19 protein-coding genes and 1 pseudogene are annotated in these 25,547 nt (G+C 60.6%); 17 read left to right on the top strand and 3 right to left on the bottom strand.

Going from position 1 to position 25,547, the window contains the following annotated elements; translation table 11 throughout:
- Positions 1–185: 185 nt before the first annotated feature.
- The 4 genes from BMY54_RS04065 (at position 186) to BMY54_RS04080 (ending at position 7,076) form a co-directional block, all read left to right on the top strand.
- Positions 186–3,770 (top strand): DUF2339 domain-containing protein, encoded by a 3,585-nt coding sequence (locus BMY54_RS04065; RefSeq protein ID WP_093430044.1) that lies wholly within the window; start codon positions 186–188, stop codon positions 3,768–3,770.
- A complete protein-coding gene (locus BMY54_RS04070) occupies positions 3,767–5,131 on the top strand; it encodes a DUF3999 domain-containing protein (RefSeq protein WP_093430045.1) in 1,365 nt (454 codons plus the stop codon). Before BMY54_RS04065 ends, BMY54_RS04070 begins: the two co-directional genes overlap by 4 nt.
- Positions 5,132–5,459: 328 nt before the next feature.
- Positions 5,460–6,470, top strand: coding sequence for a class 1 fructose-bisphosphatase (locus tag BMY54_RS04075; protein WP_093430046.1), 1,011 nt, complete (start codon positions 5,460–5,462; stop codon positions 6,468–6,470).
- A 3-nt stretch (positions 6,471–6,473) separates the two neighbouring features.
- Positions 6,474–7,076 carry a DUF924 family protein gene (locus BMY54_RS04080; RefSeq protein WP_093430047.1) on the top strand — a complete coding sequence of 201 codons (603 nt, stop codon included), beginning with the start codon at positions 6,474–6,476 and terminating at the stop codon, positions 7,074–7,076.
- A gap of 183 nt (positions 7,077–7,259) precedes the next feature.
- Here the strand turns inward: BMY54_RS04080 and BMY54_RS31180 are convergent, their stop codons facing one another.
- Together BMY54_RS31180 and BMY54_RS31185 are read right to left on the bottom strand one after the other, a co-directional pair.
- A complete protein-coding gene (locus BMY54_RS31180; protein WP_371748298.1) occupies positions 7,260–8,024 on the bottom strand; it encodes a methyl-accepting chemotaxis protein in 765 nt (254 codons plus the stop codon).
- Between the two features lie 93 nt (positions 8,025–8,117).
- Positions 8,118–9,152, bottom strand: a pseudogene (locus BMY54_RS31185) (cache domain-containing protein); the annotation flags it as partial.
- 281 nt (positions 9,153–9,433) lie between these two features.
- On the opposite strand from BMY54_RS31185, the gene BMY54_RS04090 reads away from it, so the two are divergent.
- Complete coding sequence (locus tag BMY54_RS04090) at positions 9,434–9,688, top strand: lipoprotein (RefSeq protein WP_034152995.1); 255 nt, start codon at positions 9,434–9,436, stop codon at positions 9,686–9,688.
- Between the two features lie 30 nt (positions 9,689–9,718).
- Entirely contained in the window at positions 9,719–10,288 is a 570-nt protein-coding gene (locus BMY54_RS04095) for a lipocalin family protein (protein ID WP_093430049.1), read from the top strand.
- 119 nt (positions 10,289–10,407) lie between these two features.
- Here BMY54_RS04095 and BMY54_RS04100 read toward each other — a convergent pair whose 3' ends face one another.
- The gene (locus BMY54_RS04100; RefSeq protein ID WP_093430050.1) at positions 10,408–11,772 is read right to left on the bottom strand and encodes a formimidoylglutamate deiminase; all 1,365 of its coding nucleotides are present in this window, start codon (positions 11,770–11,772) and stop codon (positions 10,408–10,410) included.
- 145 nt (positions 11,773–11,917) lie between these two features.
- Between BMY54_RS04100 and hutC the strand changes: the two genes are divergently transcribed.
- From hutC to hutG, 11 genes are all read left to right on the top strand, one after another.
- A complete protein-coding gene (hutC, locus tag BMY54_RS04105) occupies positions 11,918–12,628 on the top strand; it encodes a histidine utilization repressor (protein WP_163013658.1) in 711 nt (236 codons plus the stop codon).
- Positions 12,625–13,194 (top strand): HutD/Ves family protein, encoded by a 570-nt coding sequence (locus tag BMY54_RS04110; RefSeq protein WP_093430051.1) that lies wholly within the window; start codon positions 12,625–12,627, stop codon positions 13,192–13,194. The genes hutC and BMY54_RS04110 overlap by 4 nt, the downstream gene beginning before the upstream one ends.
- A 449-nt stretch (positions 13,195–13,643) precedes the next feature.
- Positions 13,644–15,329: a urocanate hydratase gene (gene hutU / locus BMY54_RS04115; protein WP_093430052.1), complete on the top strand. Its 1,686-nt coding sequence runs from the start codon at positions 13,644–13,646 to the stop codon at positions 15,327–15,329.
- Between the two features lie 163 nt (positions 15,330–15,492).
- Positions 15,493–16,965, top strand: coding sequence for a purine-cytosine permease family protein (locus BMY54_RS04120; protein ID WP_093430053.1), 1,473 nt, complete (start codon positions 15,493–15,495; stop codon positions 16,963–16,965).
- Positions 16,966–17,034: 69 nt separating this feature from the next.
- Positions 17,035–18,003: an ABC transporter substrate-binding protein gene (locus tag BMY54_RS04125; protein WP_093430054.1), complete on the top strand. Its 969-nt coding sequence runs from the start codon at positions 17,035–17,037 to the stop codon at positions 18,001–18,003.
- An 83-nt stretch (positions 18,004–18,086) separates the two neighbouring features.
- Positions 18,087–18,938 carry an ABC transporter permease gene (locus BMY54_RS04130; protein WP_007949591.1) on the top strand — a complete coding sequence of 284 codons (852 nt, stop codon included), beginning with the start codon at positions 18,087–18,089 and terminating at the stop codon, positions 18,936–18,938.
- Positions 18,935–19,765, top strand: coding sequence for a quaternary amine ABC transporter ATP-binding protein (locus BMY54_RS04135; protein ID WP_093430055.1), 831 nt, complete (start codon positions 18,935–18,937; stop codon positions 19,763–19,765). The genes BMY54_RS04130 and BMY54_RS04135 overlap by 4 nt, the downstream gene beginning before the upstream one ends.
- A 133-nt stretch (positions 19,766–19,898) precedes the next feature.
- Complete coding sequence (gene hutH / locus BMY54_RS04140; protein WP_093430056.1) at positions 19,899–21,422, top strand: histidine ammonia-lyase; 1,524 nt, start codon at positions 19,899–19,901, stop codon at positions 21,420–21,422.
- A 116-nt stretch (positions 21,423–21,538) separates the two neighbouring features.
- Entirely contained in the window at positions 21,539–23,071 is a 1,533-nt protein-coding gene (gene hutH / locus BMY54_RS04145; protein ID WP_093430057.1) for a histidine ammonia-lyase, read from the top strand.
- Between the two features lie 350 nt (positions 23,072–23,421).
- Positions 23,422–24,627 (top strand): imidazolonepropionase, encoded by a 1,206-nt coding sequence (gene hutI / locus BMY54_RS04150; protein WP_093430058.1) that lies wholly within the window; start codon positions 23,422–23,424, stop codon positions 24,625–24,627.
- Between the two features lie 10 nt (positions 24,628–24,637).
- Complete coding sequence (gene hutG, locus BMY54_RS04155) at positions 24,638–25,441, top strand: N-formylglutamate deformylase (RefSeq protein WP_093430059.1); 804 nt, start codon at positions 24,638–24,640, stop codon at positions 25,439–25,441.
- Positions 25,442–25,547: the final 106 nt, after the last annotated feature.

The following is a 25,547-nucleotide window of genomic DNA, read 5'->3' on the forward strand; positions in this document are numbered from 1 at the left end:
CGGTAGCTCCAGTCACCACCAATCCAATGTGGGAGCGAGCCTGCTCGCGAAGCGGTTGTCTTGTTAAACAGAAATGTTGGCTGACAAACCGCTTTCGCGAGCAGGCTCGCTCCCACAGGGTTTGTGCCTAGACTGAAGCAATCGCCGGACTCGCCCCGTCTTGGGGCTGCTTAGGGATATCGACCATGCAATGGATGTTCATGTTGATCGGGCTGGTGCTCGGCTGGCTGCTCGACGAGTCGTTCAGTGATGCGCTATTGGGCGCGTTGCTGGGGCTGGTGATCGGGCAGACGATCCGCATCGCGCGGCTAGGCTCGTTGGCGGCGGCGCAACAGCAGCAACTTGAGCAGGCGAAGGTCGCTTTGCAAGGCGTCGAGCAACGTCTGTTTTTGCTCGAAGGCGCGCCCCTTCATGCTGCGCCGCCACCGACTTCGGCGCCGGCCGCCGAACCTGTCGTCGAACCCCTCAAAGCAGTCGAAGAAGCCCCGGCCCCCGAACTGATCTGGGAGCTGCCGCCCGAACTCGAACCGATTTCCGCCGTCGCCAGCGAAACCAGCCAACCGCTGCCCGCTGATGTCTGGCGCCTCGACGCCGTTACGCCCGAACCGCAAACACCTGCCGAACCCCGTGGCCCGAACCTTGTCGAGCGCGGTATCAGGGCCGCGCGCAACTGGCTGTTCGGCGGCAACACCGTGCTGCGGGTCGGCGTGGTGTTGCTGTTCTTCGGTCTCGCATTCCTGCTGCGCTACGCCACCGAAGGCATGGTCGTGCCGATCGAGTTGCGTTACGCCGGTGTCGCGGCGGCCGCGTTGGGCCTGCTCGCGCTGGGTTGGTGGTTGCGCCGGCGCAACAGTAATTACGCGTTGATGCTGCAAGGCACCGGGATCGCGGTGCTGTATTTGACGGTGTTTGCGGCCATGCGTCTGCATCCGTTGCTTGATCCATCGGCCGCGCTCGGCCTGCTGGTGGCGGTCACCGTTTTCTCGGCGATTCTCGCCATCACTCAAGATGCTTTAGGGCTTGCCGCAGCGGCGGCATTGGGCGGTTTCGCCGCGCCGATCCTGACCTCGGCCGGCGCCGGCAACCACGTCGCGCTGTTCAGCTATTTCGCGCTACTCAATGCTGGCATTCTTGCCATCGCCTGGTTCAAGGCCTGGCGTCTACTCAACCTGATCGGCTTCGTCGGCACCTTTGGCATCGGCTTCGCCTGGGGCCTTCGTTCGTATGCGCCAGAACTGTTGTGGAGTACCGAGCCGTTCCTGATCCTGTTCTTCCTGATGTATCTCGCCATCGGCCTGCTATTCGCCCGCCGCAAGTTGCTCGACATGCCCGACGCACCTGCGGATGGCGATCGCGAAGCGTTGCTGCACTGGTCGGCGCGCAAGGGCGATTACGTTGACGGCACGATGCTCTTCGGACCGCCGATCATTGGCTTCGGATTGCAGTTTGCGTTGGTGCAGCATATGGAATTTGCCGCAGCGTTCAGTGCGCTGGCGCTAGGCATGATCTACATGGCACTGGCCAAGGTGTTGATGGGTGGCCGGGCGGTTCTGCTGGGCGAAACCTGTCTGGCGCTCGGAGTGATTTTTGCCAGTCTGGCGATCCCGCTGGGACTCGATGCGCGCTGGACCTCGGCGGCATGGGCAGTGGAAGGCGCGGGGATTTTCTGGCTCGGTTTGCGTCAGCATCGACCGTTCGCTCGGGCGTTTGCCTTGCTGCTGCAACTGGGGTCGGCACTAGCGTTTCTCAGTCAGTTGCGCGTCGGCGAGAGCAGTCTGCTTGACGGTGCTCCGCTGGGTGCGCTGATGCTCGGCATTGCGTTGCTGTTCAGTTTCTATCAATTGCGCAAGGCCACGCCGGAACAAGCCTCGCCTTGGGAGCGTCAAGGCTTGCCGGTGTTGGCGTGTCTGGGCCTGACCTTCCTCTATCTGCTGGCGCCGCTGTTCTTCTTCGTTCAAGCCACGGCGATCAGTTGGGCGCTGGCCGGGCTGGCAACTCTGTTGGTCGGTCTGCGCATTCAATCGCGCACGTTCCTGTTCAGCGCGTTTGCCGTGCAGTTGCTCGGCGGTGCGTTATTCCTGTTGCGTCTGCAAGGCGCGGGCGAGGATTCGGCGGCGGTGTTCAGCGCCGGCTGGAGCGGATTGCTCAGCGCGTCGTTGATCGGGCTGGCGTTGATCGCCGGCATGCTGTTGGCGGCTCGCGATGAAATGGTGCGTGGCGATGTGCGTCTGTTGCGCGGTTTGTCGGTGGTGCTGCTGGCCGGTCTGGTGCTGATCAATCTGGCAGTGCTGTTCGTGCTGCCATGGCAAACGGCGAGTGCGGTGTGGGCCGCGAGTGGTTTGCTGATCATCTGGCTCAGCCTGTACCTCAAGCAGCGCGTAAGTTTTGTCTTTGGTCTGCTGTTGCAGTTGATTGGTGGCGCGGCGTTTTTGCTGGCCGGCCCCGAGTTGCTTGGGCCACTGTCCAGCGAAGGCCTGAAACCGTTGGCCCATGGCGGATTCTGGACACCGCTGGTACTGGGCTTGGCTGCGATGATCGGTGCCTGGCGACTGCAACTGGGCAATCACGCCTCGGCATTCGATGCGTTGAGTTTGCAGCGCTTGTCAGAAGTGTTGCTGCTGTGGGGTGCCGGTTGGTGGGCGTTGGCGTGGGTCAGCGAGGTGCTGCGTTTTGCTGCGCCGAATCTGCAAGGCCCGTTGTTACTGCTGGTCGCCGCTTTGAGCGTGGCGCTGTGGACGCTGTTGTCGCTGCGCTTGAAATGGCCGGCGCTGGGCCTGCTTTGCACCTTGTTGATTCCGGCTGCGGCGCTGGTGCTGCTCGGGGCCTGGCATTCGCGTTATCACCCGGCGGCCGATTTCGGTTGGCTGGCGTGGGCAGCAGTGTTCCCCGTGCATTTCTTCAGCTTGCGACGTTTGGCGCCGATGTTGCCGGCGCGCGCCTTGAGCGCGGCGCATGTGCTCGGCTGCTGGCTGCTGATTGGCGTGCTGGCGTTGGAGTTGCGCTACGGTCTGCTGCTGTTGTCCGAGCAATACAACGCCTGGCGTTGGCTGGGCTGGGCGATTCTGCCGAGCCTGTATCTGCTGCTGGCGGCGGCACCGCGCAGTTGGCCGTGGCCGGTGGCGGCATTCCCTCGCGAGTACCGTTTGTACGCCGCTGCGCCGTTGGCGGTGTTGATGCTCGCATGGTTCTGGCTGGCGAATGGTGTCAGCGATGGCAACGCCGAGCCGCTGCCATACGTGCCGCTGCTCAATCCATTGGAGCTGGGTTTGTTGTTCGCATTGTTCGGTGTTTACGTCTGGTCGCGCAGCGCGGTTTCGCAGCTGTCGATTCGCCAGGACTACGCCGATTACGCGACGCAACTGGTCGCCGGGGTTTCGCTGTTCGCCTTTTGCACCGCGTTGGTCACCCGCGCGGCGCACCATTGGGCCGGCATCCCGTTCGAGCTGGATACGTTGCTCGCCTCAATGCTGGTGCAGGCCGGGTTGTCGATCGTCTGGACGCTGATGGCGCTGGGGTTGATGATCGGCGGCCATCTGCGCCATCGCCGCGAAGTGTGGCTGATCGGCGCGGCGCTGATTGCGTTGGTGGTGGCCAAACTGATTTTTGTCGAATTGAGCAACCGTGGCGGTCTCGCCCGGATCGTCTCGTTTATCGGTGTCGGCGTGTTGCTGCTGGTGGTCGGCTATTTCGCGCCACTGCCGCCCAAACGCGTCGACGCTGAACCGGCGGCGGACAAACCGGCCCCGGACACCGAAGGAGTTTCATCTTGAGTCGCATGCGAAATCTGGGTTGGTTGGCGTTGGGCGTGGTGATGGCGGCCGACGCTCAGGAAAAACCGGCGGACTTCGCCACGCAGGTGTCGCTGTCAGTCTCTGGCAACGGTCCGTGGTACCGCCTCGAATTGCCGTTGAGCGTGCAATTGCAGGCACGCCAGACCGATCTCAGTGATCTGCGTGTGTTCAACGCTGCCGGCGAAGCGCAGGCCTACGCCTTGGCGCGCGAATCAGCGCAGACCCGCGACGACGGCCGCTTGCATGAGGTGAAATGGTTCCCGCTGTACAACGCCGCCGACGCCAGCGAACGCGCGCCGAATGTGCGTGTGCAATCGACCACCAACGGCACGCTGGTCGAGGTGCAGCCGTCCAGTCAGTTGGAAGCGGGTGAAGAGGTGCTGCGTGGCTGGCTGCTGGATGCCAGCGCGATCAAGGCGCCGTTGCAGCAGTTGATCCTCGACTGGACCAGCGAGCGCGACGGCTTCCAGCGCTTCAGCATTGAAGCCAGCGACGATCTGCAACACTGGCAAGCGTGGGGCGAGGGGCAGGTCGCGCGGCTGACCTTTTCCGATGAGCGCATCGAGCAGCACGAAGTGACGCTGCCGGGGCAGTCGGCGCGTTATGTGCGGTTGTTATGGGAGTCGCCGAACTCGGCGCCGATCCTGACGTCGGCGCAGCTGAAAAGCAGTGATCCGCGCAATGTGCCGCTGCCTTTGGTCTGGTCGCCGGCATTGGCCGGCAGCAGCTCCAAGGCCGGGGAGTACGCCTGGCAGTTGCCGATGGGGCTGAATGTCGAGCGCGTGCAGGTCGAGCTGAAACAGCCGAACAGCCTGGCGCCGGTGACGCTGGCGGGGCGTCGCGAAAGCAGCTTGCCGTGGCAGACGTTGGGCAATGGCTTGCTCTATCGCCTGAGCCAGAATGGTCAGGATGTGGTGCAGAACGAATTGCCGCTCTACGGGCAGACCGTGCAGCAGTTGAAACTGAGCGTGGATGAGCGTGGCGGTGGTTTGGGTGAGCAGGCGCCGAGTCTGAAATATGCGGTGCGGGCGACGCAGGTGGTTTTCCTCGCGCGGGGCGAGGGGCCGTACAGTCTGGCGGTGGGCAATGCGACGGTGAAGACGGCGAACTTGCCGTTGGCGACGCTGATTCCGGATTTCAAACCGGAGAAGCTGGCGGGGTTGGGTAAGGCTGTGGTTCAGGGTGAGGTGGTGGCTACGCAGACTTCTACGGCGACTACGGCGGCGGTGGCTGAGACCAATTGGAAGAAGATCGGCTTGTGGGCTGTGTTGTTGTTGAGTGTGGTGTTTTTGGGGGCAATGGCGTTTAGTTTGTTGCGCAAGCCTCCAACCAATTCCTGAGAATGGCTGGCGCTGCGCGCCATTCGCTAGCAGGCTAGCTCCCACAGTGGATCTGCAGTGGACGCCAATTGTGTGTTCACTCAAATCCCCCTGTGGGAGCGAGCCTGCTCGCGAACGCGGTATCTCAATCAATACATATCCCAAACCGATCGGCCTTCGTCGGATTTCGGACTACGCTAAATCCGCTACCTGAACTCTCCACCGACAATCACGTCTCATACAGGCAAATACACCCCAACGCACGTTACCGGGCGTCTTCGCTCGCTACGTTTTCAGACTCCCTGTAAACTGCGCGGGTTTTTAGCCCCCCATTCCACCGGAGCCGTCCATGTCCCGCGTTACCCTGAGTCGCTATTTGATTGAGCAGACCCGCAGCAATAACACTCCTGCCGATCTGCGTTTCCTGATCGAAGTGGTCGCGCGTGCTTGCAAAGAAATCAGCCACGCCGTGTCCAAAGGCGCCCTGGGTGGTGTTCTGGGCAGCATGGGCACTGAAAACGTCCAAGGCGAAGTGCAGAAGAAGCTCGACGTGATCTCCAACGAGATCCTGCTCGAAGCCAACGAATGGGGCGGTCACCTGGCCGGCATGGCGTCCGAAGAAATGGACAACGCCTACCAGATCCCGGGCAAATACCCGAAAGGCGCATACCTGCTGGTATTCGACCCACTGGACGGCTCGTCGAACATCGACATCAACGCCCCGGTCGGCACCATCTTCTCGGTACTGCGTTGCCCGAACGAATACCTGAGCCAGAACGAGCCGCTGAACGAAAAAGCCTTCCTGCAGCCAGGCACCCAGCAGGTTGCTGCCGGTTACGCGATCTACGGCCCGCAAACCATGCTGGTACTGACCTTGGGCGACGGCGTGAAGGGCTTCACCCTCGATCGTGAAATGGGCAGCTTCGTGCTGACCCACGAAGACATCACCATTCCTGAATCGACCCAGGAATTCGCGATCAACATGTCCAACCAGCGTCACTGGGAAGCCCCGGTACAACGTTACGTTGGCGAGTTGCTGGCCGGCGAAGAAGGTCCGCTGAAAAAGAACTACAACATGCGTTGGGTCGCGGCGATGGTTGCCGACGTACACCGCATCCTGACCCGTGGCGGTCTGTTCATGTACCCGCGCGACAGCCGCGAGCCATCCAAACCAGGCAAACTGCGTCTGATGTACGAAGCCAACCCGATGTCGTTCCTGGTGGAACAAGCGGGCGGCGCGTCCACTGACGGTCACCAGCGCATCCTCGACATTCAGCCGGACGGTCTGCACCAGCGTGTAGCGGTGTTCCTCGGTTCGAAAGAAGAAGTCGCCCGCGCTACGGCCTACCACAAGGAATAAACCATGACCGCGCCCTGGCAGCCGTTGCTCGATTGGTGGTTCGGACATGCCGAATCCCCCGACGAGATAGCGGCTGACAAGGGCAAGTTGTGGTTCGGTAAGCGAGACAGCCAAGACCTCGAAGCGCGTGAGCGTTTCGGGGTCTTTGTCGATCAGGCCCTGGCCGGCGAATTGACCGCGTGGACGCAACGTCCCGAAGGTTGGCTGGCGGTGGTGTTATTGCTCGATCAACTGCCGCGAATGATCTTTCGCGACACCCCAAAAGCGTTTTCCGGCGATCTGCGCGCGCAGAAACTCGTTGCGCAAGGCATTGCGGCGGATTTTGATCGGCAGTTGAAACCGATTCAGCGTGTGTTTATTTATCTTGTGTTTGAGCACTGCGAGAATCTTGCGGTGCAGAACGAGGCGGTTTCCAGGTTTATCGAACTGGTGGCTGAACAGCCGGAAGCGGAGCGGGCGGTGTTTGCGGATAATCTGGATTATGCCGAGCGGCATCGGAAAGTGATTGCGCGGTTTGGCCGGTTTCCGCATCGCAATGCGGTGTTGGGGCGGGAGTCTACGGCGGAGGAGTTGGTGTTTCTTTCCGAGCCGGGTTCACGGTTTTAAGAGCTTTCCCTCACCCTAGCCCTCTCCCGGAGGGAGAGGGGACTGACCGAGTTGTCTGGTCTTGATACATCGACCTGCAATTTCTGAGTCGAACTCAGGTCTGGAAAATCCCCCGATCGGCTCCCTTTCCCCCTCGCCCCCCTTGGGGGAGAGGGCTGGGGTGAGGGGGTAAAGCCCTTGATCTTAAATGCGGAAACTACCCACCAATTGCTTCAGCCGCGCCGCCTGCTGCTCCAGATCCGAGCACGCCCGCAACGTCGCCTGCAAGTTCTCCACACCTTCCTGATTCAGCGTGTTGATCTCGTTGATATCGACATTGATCGACTCGACCACCGCCGTCTGCTCTTCAGTCGCCGTCGCTACCGACTGGTTCATCCCGTCGATCTCACCGATACGCTGAGTCACGCTACCCAATCGCTCACCGGCCTGATTGGCGATGCCAACGCTGCTTTCACTCTCACGCTGGCTCTCGGTCATGATGCTTACCGCCTGACGCGCGCCGACCTGCAGCTCTTCGATCATCTTTTGCACTTGCTGCGCCGAATCCTGGGTGCGGTGGGCGAGGTTGCGCACTTCATCTGCGACCACGGCGAAACCACGCCCAGCTTCACCGGCACGCGCTGCTTCGATCGCGGCGTTGAGCGCGAGCAGATTGGTCTGCTGGGAAATGCTGGTGATCACTTCGAGAATCTGGCCGATGTTCACCGTGTTGCTGTTCAGGGTTTCGATGTTGCCGCAGGAATCGCTGATCTTCGCCGACAGCTGTTGCATGGCCTGGATGGTTTTATCCACAACCTGCTGACCGTCGACCGCGAGGCTGCGGGCATCGCTGGAGTGCTGCGAGGCGAGGGCGGCGTTCTGGGCGATTTCCTGGGCGGCGGCGCCGAGTTGGTTGATCGCGGCGGCGACGCTGTTGGTACGGCTGGACTGCTGATCGGAGTTGTACATCGACGAGTTCGACGCCGCGACTACGCGCAGGGCGACTTCGTTGACCTGGCCGGTGGCCGAAGACACTTCACGGATCGAGGTGTGAATGCGCTCGACGAAACGGTTGAACGAGGTGCCTAGCGCGCCGAACTCGTCGTTGCCGTGGATCACCAGACGTTTAGTCAGGTCGCCTTCACCTTCGGCGATGTCGTGCATCGCGCGGCCCATGGTCAGCAACGGTTGCATCAGCACGCGAATGAGCATGCCGAGCAGGGCGATGATGATCACCACGGCAATAACCATGGCGATCAGCGCCGAGGTGCGGAATTCGCTGAGCATTGCGAACGCGGTGTCTTTATCGAGTACCAGCGCCACGTACCAGTCGGCCGACGGCACGCCGTTGATGTGGGTGAAGGAGATCAGTTGGGTCTTGCCGTCGAACTCGACTTCTTTCAGACCCGGGCTGACTTTCGGCGCACCATTGGGATAGGCCTCGGCAAGGGTCTTGAGTACCAGTTTGCTGTCCGGGTGGATCAGGATCTTGCCGTCGGCACTGACGATGAATGCGTGACCGTGGCCACCGAAGTTCAGCGAGTTGATGATCGCGCTGACGCTGGTCAGGTCGATGTCGGCACCGGCGACGCCGAGCATCTGGCCCTGGCGCTGAACAGGTGTTGCGACAGTGATCACCAGTTTGCCCGAGGACGCGGCGATGTACGGTTCGGTGACAATGGTCTGTTGCGCGCTGTTTGCCGCTTTGTACCAGCCACGGGCGCGTGGATCGTAGTCCGGTGCGCGGTTGCCGGCAGGCACCGAGAACATCACGCCGTCAGCGCCGCCGAAATAGCTGAGCTGAAAATTGCCGGTGTAGGCGGGCAGGTCGATGATGCGTTTCAGGCTGGCGGGAGCGTTACCGTCGACGGCGACTTGCTGCGACAGCGATTGCAGCAATTGAATGCGGCTTTCCAGCCAGGTCTGGATGTTGCTGGTGGTCAGGCTGCCCAGCTCCTGCATCGAGGCTTCGGTGCTGCTGTTCAAGGCTTCGCGCTGTCGATAGTCGTTGAAGAAAATGAAACAGGCGAACGCAATGGCCACCACGAGGGCGGCAGCCAACAAGATCTTGTGGCTGAATTTCATGTTTCTGGTCATCGAATGAACTACCGCGAAGGGGCTGGTCAAGAAAGGGCGGCAATTTGCCACACTCTGGGGCTTTGCGCTGCTTTTATGTCGACCGCGTTGCGCCAAAGATTAGGCGTCTTTGGCGAAATGCGACGAAATGCTCAATAGCGTTAAAAAGTGGCTGATTTATCGGCAAATGCCGGACGAGCGGGCTAATAAATAGCCGTCCAGCCACGGAACCAGATGAGGGTTTTCTCTTCTAAGCTTCTGGTTGGCACCATGCCATCCCCCCTCGTTCCAGGAGTTACACCATGTCGCTGCGATCTCTCGCCCTTCTGTCGTTTTGCGTGCTGTTGGCCGCATGCAGCAAGGTCAATCAGGAAAACTATTCGAAGCTCTCGGCCGGTATGGCCAAGGCCGAAGTCGAGACTCTGCTCGGCAAGCCCACCGATTGCTCGGGCGCGCTCGGCATGTCCAGTTGCACTTGGGGCGACAAGAACAGCTTTATCAGCGTGCAGTACGCCGGTGACAAAGTGCTGATGTTTTCCGGCCAAGGCCTGAAGTAAACCGGGGCTTCGCGCCCACGGAGAAGAAAAATGAAGCGGTTATTGCTGATCCTTTTTGCCGGCCTGGTACTGGCCGGCTGCGCCACTTCCGGCGTCGACCCGTTGGCGCCGAAAACCGTCAACAGCGTCAATCTCAAGCGTTATCAGGGCACCTGGTATGAACTGGCGCGCTTGCCGATGTATTTCCAGCGCAATTGCGCGCAGTCCGAAGCCCATTACACCCTCAAGCCGGACGGCAATGTCGCGGTGCTCAATCGCTGCCTGACACCGGACTGGCAATGGGAAGAAGCCAAGGGCACGGCTTATCCACAGGTGCCGGGCAAGACCGACAAGCTGTGGGTCGAATTCGATACCTGGTTCTCGCGTCTGATTCCGGGTGTGGCGAAAGGTGAATACTGGGTGTTGTACGTCAGCGATGACTACAAGACCGCCATCGTCGGCGACCCGAGTCGCAAGTACATGTGGTTGCTGTCGCGCACACCGACCGTCAACGGGGTGGTCCGTGAAGAGCTGCTGAGCAAGGCGCGTCAGCAGGGTTATGACACCACGCGATTGATCTGGCGAGCGTCGGATCGGCAGATGGCCAAGACCTCAAACTAAAGAACACCACAAAACCAATGTAGGAGTGAGCCTGCTCGCGATAGCGTTGTGTCAGAGCACCAATAAGTGACTGACACACTGCGATCGCGAGCAGGCTCACTCCTACATTTGGTTATGCGTCAGCCGAGGAGGTCGCGCAGGACTTGGGTGAACGCTCGCGCACTGGCTTCTTCCCCGGCATGTCGACCATCGCGCACCACCCACTGACCATTGACCAACACGTCGCGCACCTGCCGATCGCCACCGGCAAACAACCAGCGATTCAAAATCCCGTCGCCATTGGCCGTCGCCAGATACGGGTCATTGCCATCGAGCACGATCCAGTCTGCACGCTTGCCCACTTCCAGCGCCCCGATCGGCTGCCCCAACGCCTGCGCACCGCCATCCAGCGCCGCGTCATACAACGTGCGCCCGACCATCGGCTGATCTGCACCGTACAAACGGTTACGCCGCTGATCGCGCAGACGCTGACCATATTCCAGCCAACGCAATTCCTCCACCACGCTGAGCGACACATGGCTGTCGGAACCGATACCCATGCGCCCACCCTGAGCGAGGAAATCCACCGCCGGGAAGATCCCGTCGCCCAGATTTGCTTCGGTGGTCAGACACAGACCGGCAATGGCGCGACTCTTGGCCATCAGCGTGACTTCTTCAGGGTTGGCATGAGTGGCGTGGACCAGGCACCAGCGCTGATCGACTTCGGCATTTTCATACAGCCATTGCAGCGGACGCCGACCGCTCCAGCTCAGGCAGTCGTCGACTTCCTTCTGCTGTTCGGCGATGTGGATGTGCACCGGGCATTGCTTGTCGCTGGCGGCCAGTACTTCGCTGATCTGCTGCGGCGTTACCGCACGCAACGAGTGGAAGCACAGCCCCAGCGACTGCGCTTTTTGCTGCGCGAGTAACGGCTGTAAGCGCGATTGCAGGTTCAGGTAATTTTCAGTGCTGTTGATGAAGCGGCGTTGGCCGTCATTCGGCGTCTGACCGCCAAAACCAGAGTGGCTGTAGAGCACCGGCAACAGGGTCAGACCGATGCCGCTTTCACTCGCAGCCTGGCTGATGCGCAAGGCCAGTTCAGCCGGCTCGGCGTAAGGCTGACCATTGCTGTCGTGGTGCACGTAGTGAAATTCAGCGACGGAGGTATAACCGGCCTTGAGCATTTCGATGTACAGCTGACGGGCAATCACGCCGAGTTGATCCGGGCTGATTTTTCCGACGAGGCGATACATCAGATCGCGCCACGTCCAGAAACTGTCGTTCGGATTGCCGGCCACTTCAGCCAGACCCGCCATCGCCCGCTGGAAGGCGTGGGAGTGCAGATTCGGCATGCCCGGCAGCAGCGGGCCGCTCAGCCGTTCGGCGCCGTCTGCGGTGGAATCGGCCTGAATCTGGGTCAGCAGGCCATCGGCGCTGACCTCAAGACGTACATTGTTGGCCCATCCGTTAGGCAGCAGCGCGCGTTCGGCAAAGAAGGCGGACATGGTTCGGCACCCCATCGTGTGTTATTTGTATATACATATACAGACGTTTGCCTGCCCGGTAAACTCCGGCAAGCTAGCCACTTTCACCAATGAACAGGGATCAACCGTGCCGACTCCGCCTCCAGTCTCCCCGTTGGCCGCGAACATGGGCGACAGTCCGGCGCCCTTGTACGCCCGCGTCAAACAGATGATCACCCAGCAGATCGACAGCGGAAACTGGCCGCCGCACTACCGCGTGCCGTCCGAAAGCGAGCTGGTCAATCAACTCGGTTTCAGCCGCATGACCATCAACCGCGCCCTGCGCGAGATGACTGCCGATGGTCTGTTGGTGCGCATGCAAGGCGTCGGCACCTTTGTCGCCGAACCGAAGAGCCAGTCTGCGCTGTTCGAAGTGCACAACATCGCCGACGAAATCGCCTCCCGTGGCCATCGCCACACCTGCCAGGTCATCACTCTTGAAGAAGAGGCTGCTGGTTCCGAGCGCGCGCTGGCGCTGGACATGCGTGAAGGGCAGAAGGTGTTCCACTCGCTGATCGTGCATTACGAAAATGATATTCCGGTGCAAATCGAAGACCGTTTCGTCAACGCACTGGTCGCGCCGGAATACCTCAAGCAGGATTTCACTCTGCAGACGCCTTACGCGTATCTCAATCAGGTGGCACCGCTGACTGAGGGCGAGCACGTGGTTGAAGCGATTCTGGCCGAGCCCTCCGAGTGCAAGTTGCTGCAGATTGAAAAAGGCGAGCCGTGTTTGCTGATTCGTCGCCGCACGTGGTCGGGGCGCCAGCCGGTTACCGCTGCTCGACTGATTCACCCAGGTTCCCGTCATCGTCTGGAAGGACGCTTTCATAAATGACTCAAGTGAAGGTTTTACGCGCCGAAGGCTACCCGCGCATGCCGTGGAAAAACGGTGGCGGCAGCACTGAAGAAATCACCCGTGACGCGGGTGCCGGCCTGGACGGTTTTGGCTGGCGCCTGTCGATTGCCGACATTGCTGAGTCGGGCGGTTTTTCGACGTTCGCCGGTTACCAGCGGGTGATTACCGTGTTGCAGGGTGACGGCATGACCTTGTGCGTTGACGGCGACGATACGCGGCCGCTGTTACCGCTCGACCCGTTTGCTTTCAGTGGTGAGAGCCAGGTGTCGTGCACGCTGTTAGGCGGTGCGATTCGCGATTTCAACCTGATCTATGCACCGCAGCGTTACAGCGCGCGGTTGCAGTGGCTGGATGGCGAGCAGCGATTCTTCAGCTCGGCGGGGACGGTATTGGTGTTCAGTGTCAGTGAGCTGTTGCAAGTGCACGTCGGTGACAGTGTTTCGCAGCTCGGTCGCCATGATTGCCTGCAACTGGACGGTAACAATGGTTTGGTTGAAGTGTCCGTTGATGCGGGTTGCTGTGTCATTGAGCTGACTGCGCGCTGATTGAAAAATATTAAAAGATCGCAGCCTTCGGCAGCTCCCACAATGGGATTGATGTACGCCCTGTAGGAGCTGCCGAAGGCTGCGATCTTTTGCTTTTGGGGTGTTCCCAACCCACGCACCAACTTGTTACCGAACGCCCCAGCGTGGCGCAAAACCACGCTCACGTAACAAAGTCCCGTCGCCCTGAATCATCCCCACGAAAAATTTCATCCACGCCCGAACCCTTGATTCAGGCGCCCTCCAGCCGTGCCCAGGATTTTTCTTGAACACCCCTCCAACAAGTTGGCCGCTTGATTGCATATGCTTGTATGTACAAGTAAAGACGTATGCGTATGAGTCGCTCGAGACTCTCCGCAGCGTCCACTGATTCGCTTGTCGCGCAGCGAAGCGCACAGGCTGCTTGCCCACTGCCAGGGTTGGTTTGAATTGATCGCTGAGGAGTCTTTTTCGTGACTGACAATAAGCCTACAAAGTTTCGTAACGTCGAGATCCGCGCTGCCCGCGGTAATAAGCTGACCGCCAAGAGCTGGCTGACTGAAGCGCCGCTGCGCATGCTGATGAACAACCTTGACCCGGAAGTCGCCGAGAACCCGAAAGAGCTGGTGGTTTACGGTGGTATCGGTCGCGCCGCGCGTAACTGGGAGTGCTACGACAAAATCGTCGAGAGCCTGACCAACCTGAATGACGACGAGACCCTGCTGGTGCAATCCGGCAAGCCGGTCGGCGTGTTCAAGACCCACAGCAACGCCCCGCGTGTACTCATCGCCAACTCCAACCTCGTCCCGCACTGGGCGAGCTGGGAACACTTCAATGAGCTCGACGCCAAAGGCCTGGCCATGTACGGCCAGATGACCGCGGGCAGCTGGATCTACATCGGCAGCCAGGGCATCGTTCAAGGCACCTACGAAACCTTCGTCGAAGCGGGTCGCCAGCACTACAACGACAACCTCACCGGCAAGTGGGTGTTGACCGCTGGCCTCGGTGGCATGGGCGGCGCGCAGCCGCTGGCGGCAACCCTGGCCGGCGCTTGCTCGCTGAACATCGAATGCCAACAAGTCAGCATCGATTTCCGCCTGAAAAGCCGTTACGTCGACGAGCAAGCCAAAGACCTCGACGACGCCCTGGCACGCATCGACAAGTACACCAAAGAAGGCAAAGCGATCTCCATCGCGCTGCTGGGTAACGCCGCCGAAATCCTCCCGGAACTGGTCAAGCGCGGCGTACGCCCGGACATGGTCACCGACCAGACCAGCGCCCACGACCCGCTCAACGGTTACCTGCCGGCGGGCTGGACCTGGGACGAATACCGCGCCCGCGCCAAGACCGAACCGGCCGCTGTGATCAAAGCCGCCAAGCAGTCGATGGCGGTGCACGTCAAAGCGATGCTGGAATTCCAGAAACAAGGCATCCCGACCTTCGACTACGGCAACAACATCCGTCAGATGGCGCAGGAAGAAGGCGTCGAAAACGCCTTCGACTTTCCGGGTTTCGTACCGGCCTACATCCGTCCGCTGTTCTGCCGTGGCATCGGCCCGTTCCGTTGGGCGGCGCTGTCGGGCGATCCACAAGACATCTACAAAACCGACGCCAAGGTCAAAGAGCTGATCCCCGACGACGCGCACCTGCACAACTGGCTGGACATGGCCCGCGAGCGCATCAGCTTCCAGGGTCTGCCGGCCCGTATCTGCTGGGTCGGCCTGGGCCTGCGCGCCAAGCTCGGTCTGGCCTTCAACGAGATGGTCCGCAGCGGCGAATTGTCGGCACCGATCGTGATCGGTCGCGATCACCTCGACTCTGGCTCGGTCGCCAGCCCGAACCGTGAAACCGAATCGATGCAGGATGGTTCCGACGCCGTGTCCGACTGGCCACTGCTCAACGCTCTGCTGAATACCGCGAGCGGCGCGACCTGGGTTTCCCTGCACCACGGCGGCGGCGTCGGCATGGGCTTCTCGCAGCACTCGGGCATGGTGATTGTTTGCGATGGTACGGACGAAGCGGCCGAGCGTATTGCGCGCGTACTGCACAACGACCCGGCCACCGGTGTCATGCGTCACGCCGATGCCGGTTACCAGATCGCCATCGACTGCGCCAAGGAACAGGGGCTGAACCTGCCGATGATTACTGGCGGCAAGTAACACGTTTTGGCTTTATGTGGGAGCGAGCTTGCTCGCGAAAGCAATCTGTCAGCCAGCACAGATGTTGACTGTGCTGGCCTATTCGCGAGCAAGCTCGCTCCCACAGAAAAGCAGCACTACCGAAGCTCAGTGAACTATTAAAACAATCCACAGAGGTTGAATCATGGCTGTTAACACCGATCGTGCAGGCAACAAACCGTTGATCGAGAGGCGTTCGATCGACTACATCCCGGAAGCGGAAAGACACGGTCGTCTGTTTAGCCAGTTCACCCTGTGGATGGGGGCGAATCTGCAAATCACCGCGATTGTCACCGGGGCCTTGGCCGTGGTGCTGGGCGGTGATGTGTTCTGGTCGTTGATCGGTCTGTTGATCGGCCAACTGCTCGGCGGCGGGGTGATGGCGTTGCACGCTGCGCAAGGGCCGAAACTGGGTCTGCCACAGATGATTTCCAGCCGCGTGCAGTTTGGCGTTTACGGCGCGGCAATCCCGATCGTGCTGGTGTGCCTGATGTACCTGGGTTTCACCGCGACGGGCACCGTGCTTTCCGGTCAAGCGTTGGGCCAGTTGTTTAACGTCAGTGACAGCGTCGGCATCCTGATTTTTGCCAGCGTCATCGTGCTGGTGACGGTGCTCGGTTATCGGGTGATCCACTGGATCGGCCGTGTTGCCAGCGTGATTGGCGTGATCGCTTTCGTCTTCCTGTTCTGGCGCCTGATGAGCCAGACCGACGTCGGCGCACTTCTGCAAATTCGTCATTTCAGCTGGAGCAGCTTCCTCCTCGCGGTGTCGCTCGCGGCCTCCTGGCAGATCGCTTTCGGCCCCTACGTGGCTGACTATTCCCGTTACCTGCCGAGCAACACCTCGGCGGTAAAAACCTTCTTCGCCGCCGGTGCTGGTTCAGTGGTCGGCGCGCAAGTGGCGATGATCCTCGGCGTGTTCGCTGCGGCTTCGGCCAACGGCCAGTTCGCCGGTCATGAAGTTGCTTACATCGTCGGTCTGGGCGGCACCGGTGCCACCGCCGCGCTGCTGTACTTCAGCATCGCGTTCGGCAAGGTGACCATCTCGACGCTGAACTCCTACGGCAGCTTCATGTGCATCGCGACCATCATCAGTGGTTTCAAAGGCCACCTGACCGTTACGCGCATGCAGCGTCTGGTGTTTGTGCTGGTGATTGTCGGCGCAGCGACCCTGATTGCGCTGCTTGGTCAGCACTCGTTCCTCGGTGCGTTCAAGTCTTTCATCCTGTTCCTGCTCGCGTTCTTCACACCGTGGAGCGCGATCAACCTGGTGGATTACTACTGCATCACCCGCGAGCGCTATGACGTGCCGGCGCTGGCCAATCCGAACGGTCGCTACGGGCGCTGGAACCTGCTCGGCATCAGCGTCTATGTGTTCGGCGTGCTGGTGCAGTTGCCGTTCATCTCTACCAAGTTCTACACCGGCCCGCTGGTGGCGGCCCTCGGTGATGTGGACATTTCCTGGATCATCGGTCTGGTGCTGCCGGCTGCCGTCTACTACGTGTGTGCAAAAAAATGGCACAGCGCGGTACCTGATCAACTGATTCTGCCGGTCGAGCAGAACAGCGTTGTACCACCTGAAAAAAGTGGGGCCGGGCGCGCTGCGGCGCAGGCCTGATTGGACGTGGACAGGGCTGGATGCCTCTTGACTGCCGTAAGCCAATTCATGATTAGGAGCGTCGAAACAATGAAATCGAACAAGACCCTGCTCACCACACTGCTGTCCATGGGCCTGCTGGCCAGTGCCGGTGCGACCCAAGCCGCTGGCTGGTGCGAATCGGGCAAACCGGTGAAGTTCGCCGGCCTGAACTGGGAAAGCGGCATGCTGCTGACCGACGTGCTGCAAGTGGTGCTGGAAAAAGGTTACGACTGCAAGACCGACAGCCTGCCGGGCAACTCCATCACCATGGAGAACGCCTTGAGCAGCAACGATATTCAAGTGTTCGCCGAAGAGTGGGTCGGCCGCAGCGAGGTCTGGAACAAGGCCGAGAAGGCCGGCAAGGTCGTCGGTGTCGGTGCGCCGATCGTCGGCGCCGTGGAAGGTTGGTATGTGCCGCGATACGTGATCGAAGGCGACGCCAAACGCAAGCTGGAAGCCAAAGCCCCAGACCTGAAAAACATCGCCGATCTGGGCAAATACGCCGCCGTGTTCAAGGACGCCGAAGAGCCATCCAAGGGCCGTTTCTATAACTGCCCGGCCGGTTGGACCTGCGAGCTGGACAACAGCGAAATGCTCAAAAGCTACGGTCTGGAAAGCAGCTACACCAACTTCCGTCCGGGCACCGGCCCGGCGCTCGATGCGGCGGTGCTGTCGAGCTACAAGCGCGGCGAGCCGATCCTGTTCTACTACTGGTCGCCAACCCCGCTGATGGGCCAGATCGACGCGGTGAAACTGGAAGAAAAACCCGGCGTCGACAAGACCGTAAGCATCAAGGTCGGTCTGTCGAAAACCTTCCACGACGAGGCCCCGGAACTGGTCGCCGTGCTGGAAAAGGTCAACCTGCCGATCGACCTGCTGAACCAGAACCTGGGCCGCATGGCCAAGGAACGTATCGAGTCGCCAAAACTGGCGAAAATCTTCCTCAAGGAACATCCTGAGGTCTGGCATGCGTGGGTCAGTGCAGACGCAGCCAAGAAAATCGACGCGGCGCTGTAGGTCGATACCTCCCGGTCAACCGTGAGGCTGGCCGGGAGATATGCCGTAATCGCTTGATTGAGATTTCTGATTGAGAGCCGCTTATGTTTCCCGAAAGCTTTACCTTTTCCATCGCCGACTGGGTCAACGGTTGGGTCGATTCGCTGGTCACCAACTACGGTGATGTGTTCCGCCACATTTCCGACACCCTGCTCTGGGCCATCGTCAACCTCGAAGGCCTGCTGCGTGCCGCGCCGTGGTGGTTGATGCTGGCCATCGTCGGTGTGGTTGCCTGGCACGCCACGCGCAAAGTCGTGACCACGGCAGTCATCGTCGGTCTGCTGTTCCTCGTCGGCGCCGTTGGCCTGTGGGACAAGCTTATGCAGACGCTGGCGCTGATGATGGTCGCGACGATCATTTCGGTGCTGATCGGCATCCCGCTGGGGATTCTCTCGGCGCGCAGCAATCGCCTGCGTTCGGTGCTGATGCCGCTGCTCGACATCATGCAGACCATGCCCAGCTTCGTGTATCTGATCCCGGTGCTGATGCTGTTCGGTCTGGGCAAGGTCCCGGCGATTTTCGCCACGGTAATCTACGCCGCGCCGCCGCTGATTCGCCTGACTGATCTGGGTATTCGCCAGGTCGACGGCGAAGTGATGGAAGCGATCAACGCCTTCGGCGCCAACCGCTGGCAGCAACTGTTCGGCGTGCAATTGCCGCTGGCCCTGCCAAGCATCATGGCCGGGATCAACCAGACCACCATGATGGCCCTGTCGATGGTGGTGATCGCCTCGATGATCGGTGCCCGGGGGCTTGGTGAAGATGTGCTGGTGGGAATTCAGACCCTCAATGTCGGGCGTGGCCTCGAAGCCGGTCTGGCGATCGTGATTCTCGCAGTGGTCATCGACCGCATTACTCAGGCGTACGGTCGGCCACGGCATGAGGTGAGCAAATGAGCAACGCAACCGTGAGCAAGATCGAAGTCAAAAACGTCTTCAAGATTTTCGGCAACCGCGCCAAGGACGCACTGGCGATGGTCGGCCAGGGCAAGACCAAGGATCAGGTGCTGAGCGAGACCGGTTGCGTGGTCGGCGTGAACGATCTGTCGCTGAGCATCGGCACCGGCGAGATCTTCGTGATCATGGGCCTGTCCGGCTCGGGCAAGTCGACGCTGGTGCGCCACTTCAACCGGCTGATCGACCCGACCAGCGGCGCGATCCTCGTCGACGGCGTGGACATCCTGCAATACGACATGGACGCCCTGCGCGAATTTCGCCGGCACAAGATCAGCATGGTGTTCCAGAGCTTCGGCCTGCTGCCGCACAAGAGCGTGCTCGACAACGTCGCCTACGGCCTGAAAGTGCGTGGCGAGAGCAAGCAAATGTGCTCGGAACGCGCGCTGCACTGGATCAACACCGTGGGCCTCAAAGGCTACGAAAACAAATATCCGCACCAGCTCTCTGGCGGCATGCGCCAGCGTGTCGGCCTGGCTCGAGCCTTGGCGGCGGACACCGACATCATCCTCATGGATGAGGCGTTCAGTGCGCTGGATCCACTGATCCGCGCGGAGATGCAGGACCAGTTGCTGGAACTGCAAAAGACCCTGCACAAGACCATCGTCTTCATCACTCACGACCTCGACGAAGCGGTGCGTATTGGTAACCGCATTGCGATTCTCAAGGATGGGAAGTTGATTCAGGTTGGTACGCCGAGAGAGATCCTGCATTCGCCGGCTGATGAGTACGTTGACCGGTTTGTGCAGCGGCGGGCGGCGGTGGTTTAACAGACTTGCGGTGAGGCTGCCGGCCCCTTCGCGAGCAAGCTCGCTCCCACAGGAGACTGCATTCCAATGTGGGAGCGAGCTTGCTCGCGAAAGGGCCGGCAGAGCTGCATCAATATTACGGTTGAGGTTTTAGATGTCCCAGGCTGAAAAAATCGTTATCACAGGCAGCCCCTTGCGTTGGCAGGACGTGGTCGCCGTCGCTCGTCACGGCGCTCAACTTGAGCTGTCCAGCGACACCTGGGCGCGCATCGAAAACGCCCAAGGCATCGTCCAGCGCATCGTCGCCAGCGGCGAGCGCGCCTATGGCGTCAACACCGGCCTGGGCGGTTTGTCCAACGTCTCGCTTAAAGACGAACAACTCAGTCAACTCTCGCGCAACACCCTGCTCAGTCACGCTTGCGGCGTCGGCCCGGTGCTCGCCGATGAGCAGACACGCGCGATCATCTGCGCGGCGATCCACAACTACAGCCACGGCAAATCCGGCATTCATCGCCGCGTCGTCGAAGCGCTGCTGGCGCTGCTCAATCACGGCATCACTCCGCAAGTACCGTCGCAAGGTTCGGTGGGTTATCTGACGCACATGGCGCACATCGGCATCGCGTTGCTCGGCGTCGGTCACGTCAGCTATCGCGGCCAGATCACCTCGGCGCAACAGGCATTGGCAGAAGAAGGCTTGAAACCGGTGCAACTGGGTGCAAAGGACGGTTTGTGCCTGGTCAACGGCACGCCGTGCATGACCGGCCTCAGTTGCCTGGCGATTGCCGATGCGACGCGGCTGCTGCAGTGGGCCGACGTCATCGGCGCCATGAGTTTCGAAGCCCAGCGCGGCCAGATCGATGCGTTCGATGCTGAGATCATCGCGCTGAAACCGCATCCGGGCATGCAGCAAGTGGGTATCAATCTGCGTGCGTTGCTTGATGGCAGCGAAGTGATCGCCTCGAGCAAAGGCATTCGCACTCAGGATGCGCTGAGCATTCGTTCGATTCCGCAGGTGCATGGCGCCGCGCGCGATCAATTGGAACATGCGATCAGACAGGTCGAAGCCGAGCTCAACGGCTGCACCGACAACCCGCTGTTGCTCGGCACACCGGACAATTTCCGGGTGATGTCGCAAGCCAACCCGCACGGTCAGTCGGTGGCAATGGCAGCCGATCTGCTGGCGATTGCCATGGCCGAAATCGGCTCGATTGCCGAGCGTCGCCTCGACCGTTTGGTGAACCCGCACGTCAGCGGTCTGCCGGCGTTTCTGGTGGCCAATCCGGGGGTGAACTCGGGGATGATGATCGTGCAATACGTCGCCGCATCGCTGTGTGCGGAAAACCGCCAATTGGCGCAACCGGCGGTACTCGATAACTACATCACTTCGGGCCTGCAGGAAGATCACTTGAGCATGGGCACCAACGCCGCGCTCAAGCTGCATCGCGCGCTGGAAAACTGCACGCAGATTCTCGCCATTGAGTACCTGCTGGCGGCGCAGGCGTTTGAATTCCTCAAGGAACAGCGCTTTGGCGTGGGCACCGATATCGCTTGGCGACTGCTACGCGAAAAAGTCCCGGCCTACGATCAGGATCGTTGGTTGGCGCCGGACATCGCTGCCGCTGCGAGCGTGTTGAAAACCCCGAATCTGCCGCACAACGTTTTACCGAATTTGCACTGACCAATACCCACGCCAGCGTGCCAAGGCGCGACTCCCCAAAAGGCGAGACGCGACGGACAACGGACATCTCCGGAGCGTCTGGCGAGTTAATAACAAACTCTCAAAAGGAGCACAAAATGACTGCGCTGAACCTGATTCCCGGCCAACTGAGCCTGGCCCAATTGCGTGACGTCTACCAGAACCCGGTCAAGCTGACTCTCGATAACAGCGCATCGCAGCAGATCGAAGCCAGCGTTGCCTGCGTCGAGCAGATCCTCGCCGAGAATCGCACCGCCTACGGCATCAACACCGGTTTCGGCCTGCTGGCCTCGACCCGCATTGCCAGCGAAGACCTCGAGAATCTGCAGCGCTCGCTGGTGTTGTCCCACGCTGCGGGTGTCGGTCAGCCGATCAGCGATGAGCTGGTGCGGCTGATCATGGTGCTCAAGGTCAACAGTCTCAGCCGTGGTTTCTCCGGCATTCGCCGAGTGGTGATCGATGCGCTGATCGCGCTGATCAACGCCGAGGTTTATCCGCACATTCCGTTGAAAGGTTCGGTAGGTGCTTCGGGCGATCTGGCGCCGTTGGCGCACATGTCGCTGGTGCTGCTCGGTGAGGGCAAGGCGCGCTATAAGGGCGAGTGGATGGAAGCCACCGAAGCGCTGAAAGTTGCTGGCCTGACCCCGCTGACACTGGCCGCGAAAGAAGGCCTGGCGCTGCTCAACGGCACTCAGGTCTCCACCGCGTTTGCGTTGCGTGGTCTGTTTGAAGGTGAAGATTTGTTCGCTGGTGCACTGGCGCTGGGCGGTCTGACGGTTGAAGCGGTATTGGGTTCGCGTTCGCCGTTCGATGCACGCATTCACGCGGCTCGTGGCCAGAAAGGTCAGATCGACGCTGCTGCCGCTTACCGCGATCTGCTCGGTGAACGCAGTGAAGTCTCCGACTCGCACCAGAACTGCGAAAAGGTTCAGGATCCGTATTCGTTGCGCTGCCAGCCGCAAGTCATGGGCGCTTGCCTGACGCAGTTCCGTCAGGCCGCAGAGGTTTTGGCTGTTGAAGCCAACGCCGTTTCCGACAACCCGTTGGTGTTTGCCGCTGAAGGCGACGTGATTTCCGGGGGCAACTTCCACGCCGAACCGGTGGCCATGGCCGCTGACAACATGGCGCTGGCTATCGCCGAAATCGGCTCGCTGAGCGAGCGTCGTATTTCGCTGATGATGGATAAACACATGTCGCAACTGCCGCCATTCCTCGTCGCCAATGGCGGGGTGAACTCCGGCTTCATGATTGCGCAGGTGACTGCAGCCGCACTGGCCAGTGAGAACAAGGCGCTGTCGCATCCACACTCGGTGGACAGTTTGCCGACCTCGGCTAACCAGGAAGACCATGTATCGATGGCCCCGGCGGCCGGCAAGCGTCTGTGGGAAATGGCTGAAAACACCCGTGGGATTCTCGCGGTGGAATGGCTGGCGGCGGTGCAGGGTCTGGATCTGCGTAACGGTCTGAAGACTTCGGCGAAGCTGGAACAAGCGCGGGCGATTTTGCGCAAGGAAGTGCCGTTTTATGAGAAGGATCGGTTCTTTGCGCCGGACATCAATGCGGCGACTGAACTGCTGGCTTCGCGGTGTTTGACTGGATTGGTTTCGGCGAAGCTTTTGCCTAGTTTGTAAACTTTCAGGGGGAGCTTTGTTGTTAGTGAAATCGATCCCCCTCACCCCAGCCCTCTCCCCCAAGGGGGAGAGGGGGAAGGGAGCCGATCTTCGTGGTTTGCAAAGCCTGAGTTCGGCTCAAGATTTTCAGGTCGATGTACCTCGACAGAACAACACGGTCAGTCCTGCTTCTTCCAGGCGAGAGCAGGGAGCCGATCTTCAAGTTTTTCAGTGCCTGAGTTCGGCACAGGATTTTCAGGTCGATGTAACTCGACAGAACAACCCGGTCAGTCCCCTCTCCCTCCGGGAGAGGGCTAGGGTGAGGGGCTTTTCAGGGCCACCCACCAAACCAGCCCCAACGGAGGCCAACAGTGAAAACCCTCTGGCAACACTGCCACGTCGCAACCATGGCGCAGGGCGTCTACTCGATCATCGAAGATGCGGCCATCGTGACGTCCGGTGCGCACATCGAGTGGATCGGCCCGCGCAATCAATTGCCGTCCGGCGAATACCCGGCGGTCAATGACCTGCAGGGCGCCTGGGTCACCCCCGGTCTGATCGACTGCCACACCCACACGGTGTTCGGTGGCAACCGCAGCGGTGAATTCGAAAAACGTCTGCAAGGGGTCAGCTACGCCGAGATCGCAGCGGCGGGCGGCGGCATCGCCAGCACCGTGCGCGCGACGCGCGAAGCCACTGAGGACGAGCTGTTCGCCAGCGCCGCGAAACGCCTGAACAGCCTGATGCGCGATGGCGTGACCACGGTCGAAATGAAATCCGGCTACGGCCTCGACCTGGCCAACGAGCGCAAGATCCTTCGCGTCATCCGCCGTTTACAGAAAGAGCTGCCGATCAGCGTGCGCAGCACCTGCCTCGCGGCCCACGCGTTGCCGCCGGAATACAAAGATCGCGCCGACGATTACATCGAGCTGATCTGCACAGAAATGCTGCCCGCGCTGGCTGCCGAAGGTCTGGTCGATGCCGTGGATGCTTTCTGTGAATACCTGGCGTTCTCGCCAGAACAGGTTGAGCGCGTCTTCATCGCCGCGCAAAACCTCGGTCTGCCAGTGAAATTGCACGCCGAACAACTGTCGTCGCTGCATGGCTCCAGCCTCGCCGCGCGCTATAAGGCGCTGTCCGCCGATCACCTGGAATTCATGGACGAAGCCGACGCCATCGCCATGGCCGAAGCCGACACCGTCGCGGTGCTGCTGCCGGGCGCATTCTACTTCCTGCGTGAAACCCAATTGCCGCCGATGGACGCCCTGCGCAAGCACAAGGTGAAGATCGCCATTGCCAGCGATCTCAACCCCGGCACCTCGCCGGCGCTGTCGCTGCGCCTGATGCTGAACATGGCCTGCACTTGTTTGCGCATGACCCCGGAAGAAGCCCTGGCCGGCGCGACCATTCACGCCGCACAAGCGCTGGGCATGGCCGACACCCACGGTTCGCTGGAAGTCGGCAAGGTCGCGGATTTCGTTGCCTGGCACATTGATCGTCCGGCGGATCTGGCTTATTGGCTGGGTGGCGATCTGGACAAACGCGTCGTCCGTCACGGCGTCGAATCAAGTCTGTAGGAGAGCGGTTGTGGATAAGGTTCTGAATTTCAAACAAGGTCGCGTGCCGCTGCTGATCAGCATGCCGCATGCCGGCGTGCGCCTGACCCCGGCGGTGGCGGCCGGGCTGATCCCGGACGCGAAAAGCCTGCCGGACACTGACTGGCATATCCCCCAGCTTTACGACTTTGCTGAAGAACTGGGCGCCAGCACCTTGGCCGCCGAGTATTCGCGTTTTGTGATTGACCTGAATCGTCCGTCCGACGACAAACCGCTGTACGCCGGTGCCACCACCGGTCTGTACCCTGCGACGCTGTTCGATGGCATCCCGTTGTTCCGCGAAGGGCACGAGCCGTCGAAAGAAGAGCGCGCAACTTACCTGGAACAGATCTGGACGCCGTACCACCGCACGCTTCAGGAAGAACTGGCGCGATTGAAAGCCGAATTCGGCTACGCGCTGCTGTTCGACGCGCACTCGATCCGCTCGATCATCCCGCACCTGTTCGACGGCAAACTACCGGACTTCAACCTCGGCACCTTCAACGGCGCCAGTTGTGATCCGCAATTGGCCACGCAACTTGAAGCGATCTGCGCGCGTCACGACCAATACAGCCACGTGCTCAACGGACGCTTCAAGGGTGGCCACATCACCCGTCATTACGGCAACCCGGCCGAGAACATCCACGCCGTGCAACTGGAGTTGTGCCAGAGCACCTACATGGAAGAGTTCGAACCGTTCCGCTATCGCGCCGATCTGGCCGAGCCGACGCAGGTGGTGCTCAAGGAGTTGCTGCAGGGCTATCTGGCGTGGGCAAAATCTCACTACGCCGCGTAACCCCTGTGGGAGCGAGCCTGCTCGCGAAGGCGTCCGTTCAGCCAACATCTACGTTGAATGACACACCGCATTCGCGAGCAGGCTCGCTCCCACAGGATGGCCGACA

Origin of the sequence: Pseudomonas sp. ok266, from assembly GCF_900110195.1 — a bacterium.
GTDB lineage: Bacteria > Pseudomonadota > Gammaproteobacteria > Pseudomonadales > Pseudomonadaceae > Aquipseudomonas > Aquipseudomonas neuropathica.

Coding starts and splice junctions, on each gene's coding strand:
- BMY54_RS04090 (WP_034152995.1), top strand. CDS start 9,434: ATGTCGCTGCGATCTCTCGCCCTTCTGTCGTTTTGCGTGCTGTTGGCC.
- BMY54_RS04100 (WP_093430050.1), bottom strand. CDS start 11,772: ATGTCCGCCTTCTTTGCCGAACGCGCGCTGCTGCCTAACGGATGGGCC.
- BMY54_RS04075 (WP_093430046.1), top strand. CDS start 5,460: ATGTCCCGCGTTACCCTGAGTCGCTATTTGATTGAGCAGACCCGCAGC.
- BMY54_RS04120 (WP_093430053.1), top strand. CDS start 15,493: ATGGCTGTTAACACCGATCGTGCAGGCAACAAACCGTTGATCGAGAGG.
- BMY54_RS04095 (WP_093430049.1), top strand. CDS start 9,719: ATGAAGCGGTTATTGCTGATCCTTTTTGCCGGCCTGGTACTGGCCGGC.
- hutH (WP_093430057.1), top strand. CDS start 21,539: ATGACTGCGCTGAACCTGATTCCCGGCCAACTGAGCCTGGCCCAATTG.
- BMY54_RS04130 (WP_007949591.1), top strand. CDS start 18,087: ATGTTTCCCGAAAGCTTTACCTTTTCCATCGCCGACTGGGTCAACGGT.
- hutC (WP_163013658.1), top strand. CDS start 11,918: ATGGGCGACAGTCCGGCGCCCTTGTACGCCCGCGTCAAACAGATGATC.
- BMY54_RS04080 (WP_093430047.1), top strand. CDS start 6,474: ATGACCGCGCCCTGGCAGCCGTTGCTCGATTGGTGGTTCGGACATGCC.
- hutH (WP_093430056.1), top strand. CDS start 19,899: ATGTCCCAGGCTGAAAAAATCGTTATCACAGGCAGCCCCTTGCGTTGG.
- BMY54_RS04125 (WP_093430054.1), top strand. CDS start 17,035: ATGAAATCGAACAAGACCCTGCTCACCACACTGCTGTCCATGGGCCTG.
- BMY54_RS04110 (WP_093430051.1), top strand. CDS start 12,625: ATGACTCAAGTGAAGGTTTTACGCGCCGAAGGCTACCCGCGCATGCCG.
- BMY54_RS31180 (WP_371748298.1), bottom strand. CDS start 8,024: ATGTACAACTCCGATCAGCAGTCCAGCCGTACCAACAGCGTCGCCGCC.
- BMY54_RS04135 (WP_093430055.1), top strand. CDS start 18,935: ATGAGCAACGCAACCGTGAGCAAGATCGAAGTCAAAAACGTCTTCAAG.
- BMY54_RS04065 (WP_093430044.1), top strand. CDS start 186: ATGCAATGGATGTTCATGTTGATCGGGCTGGTGCTCGGCTGGCTGCTC.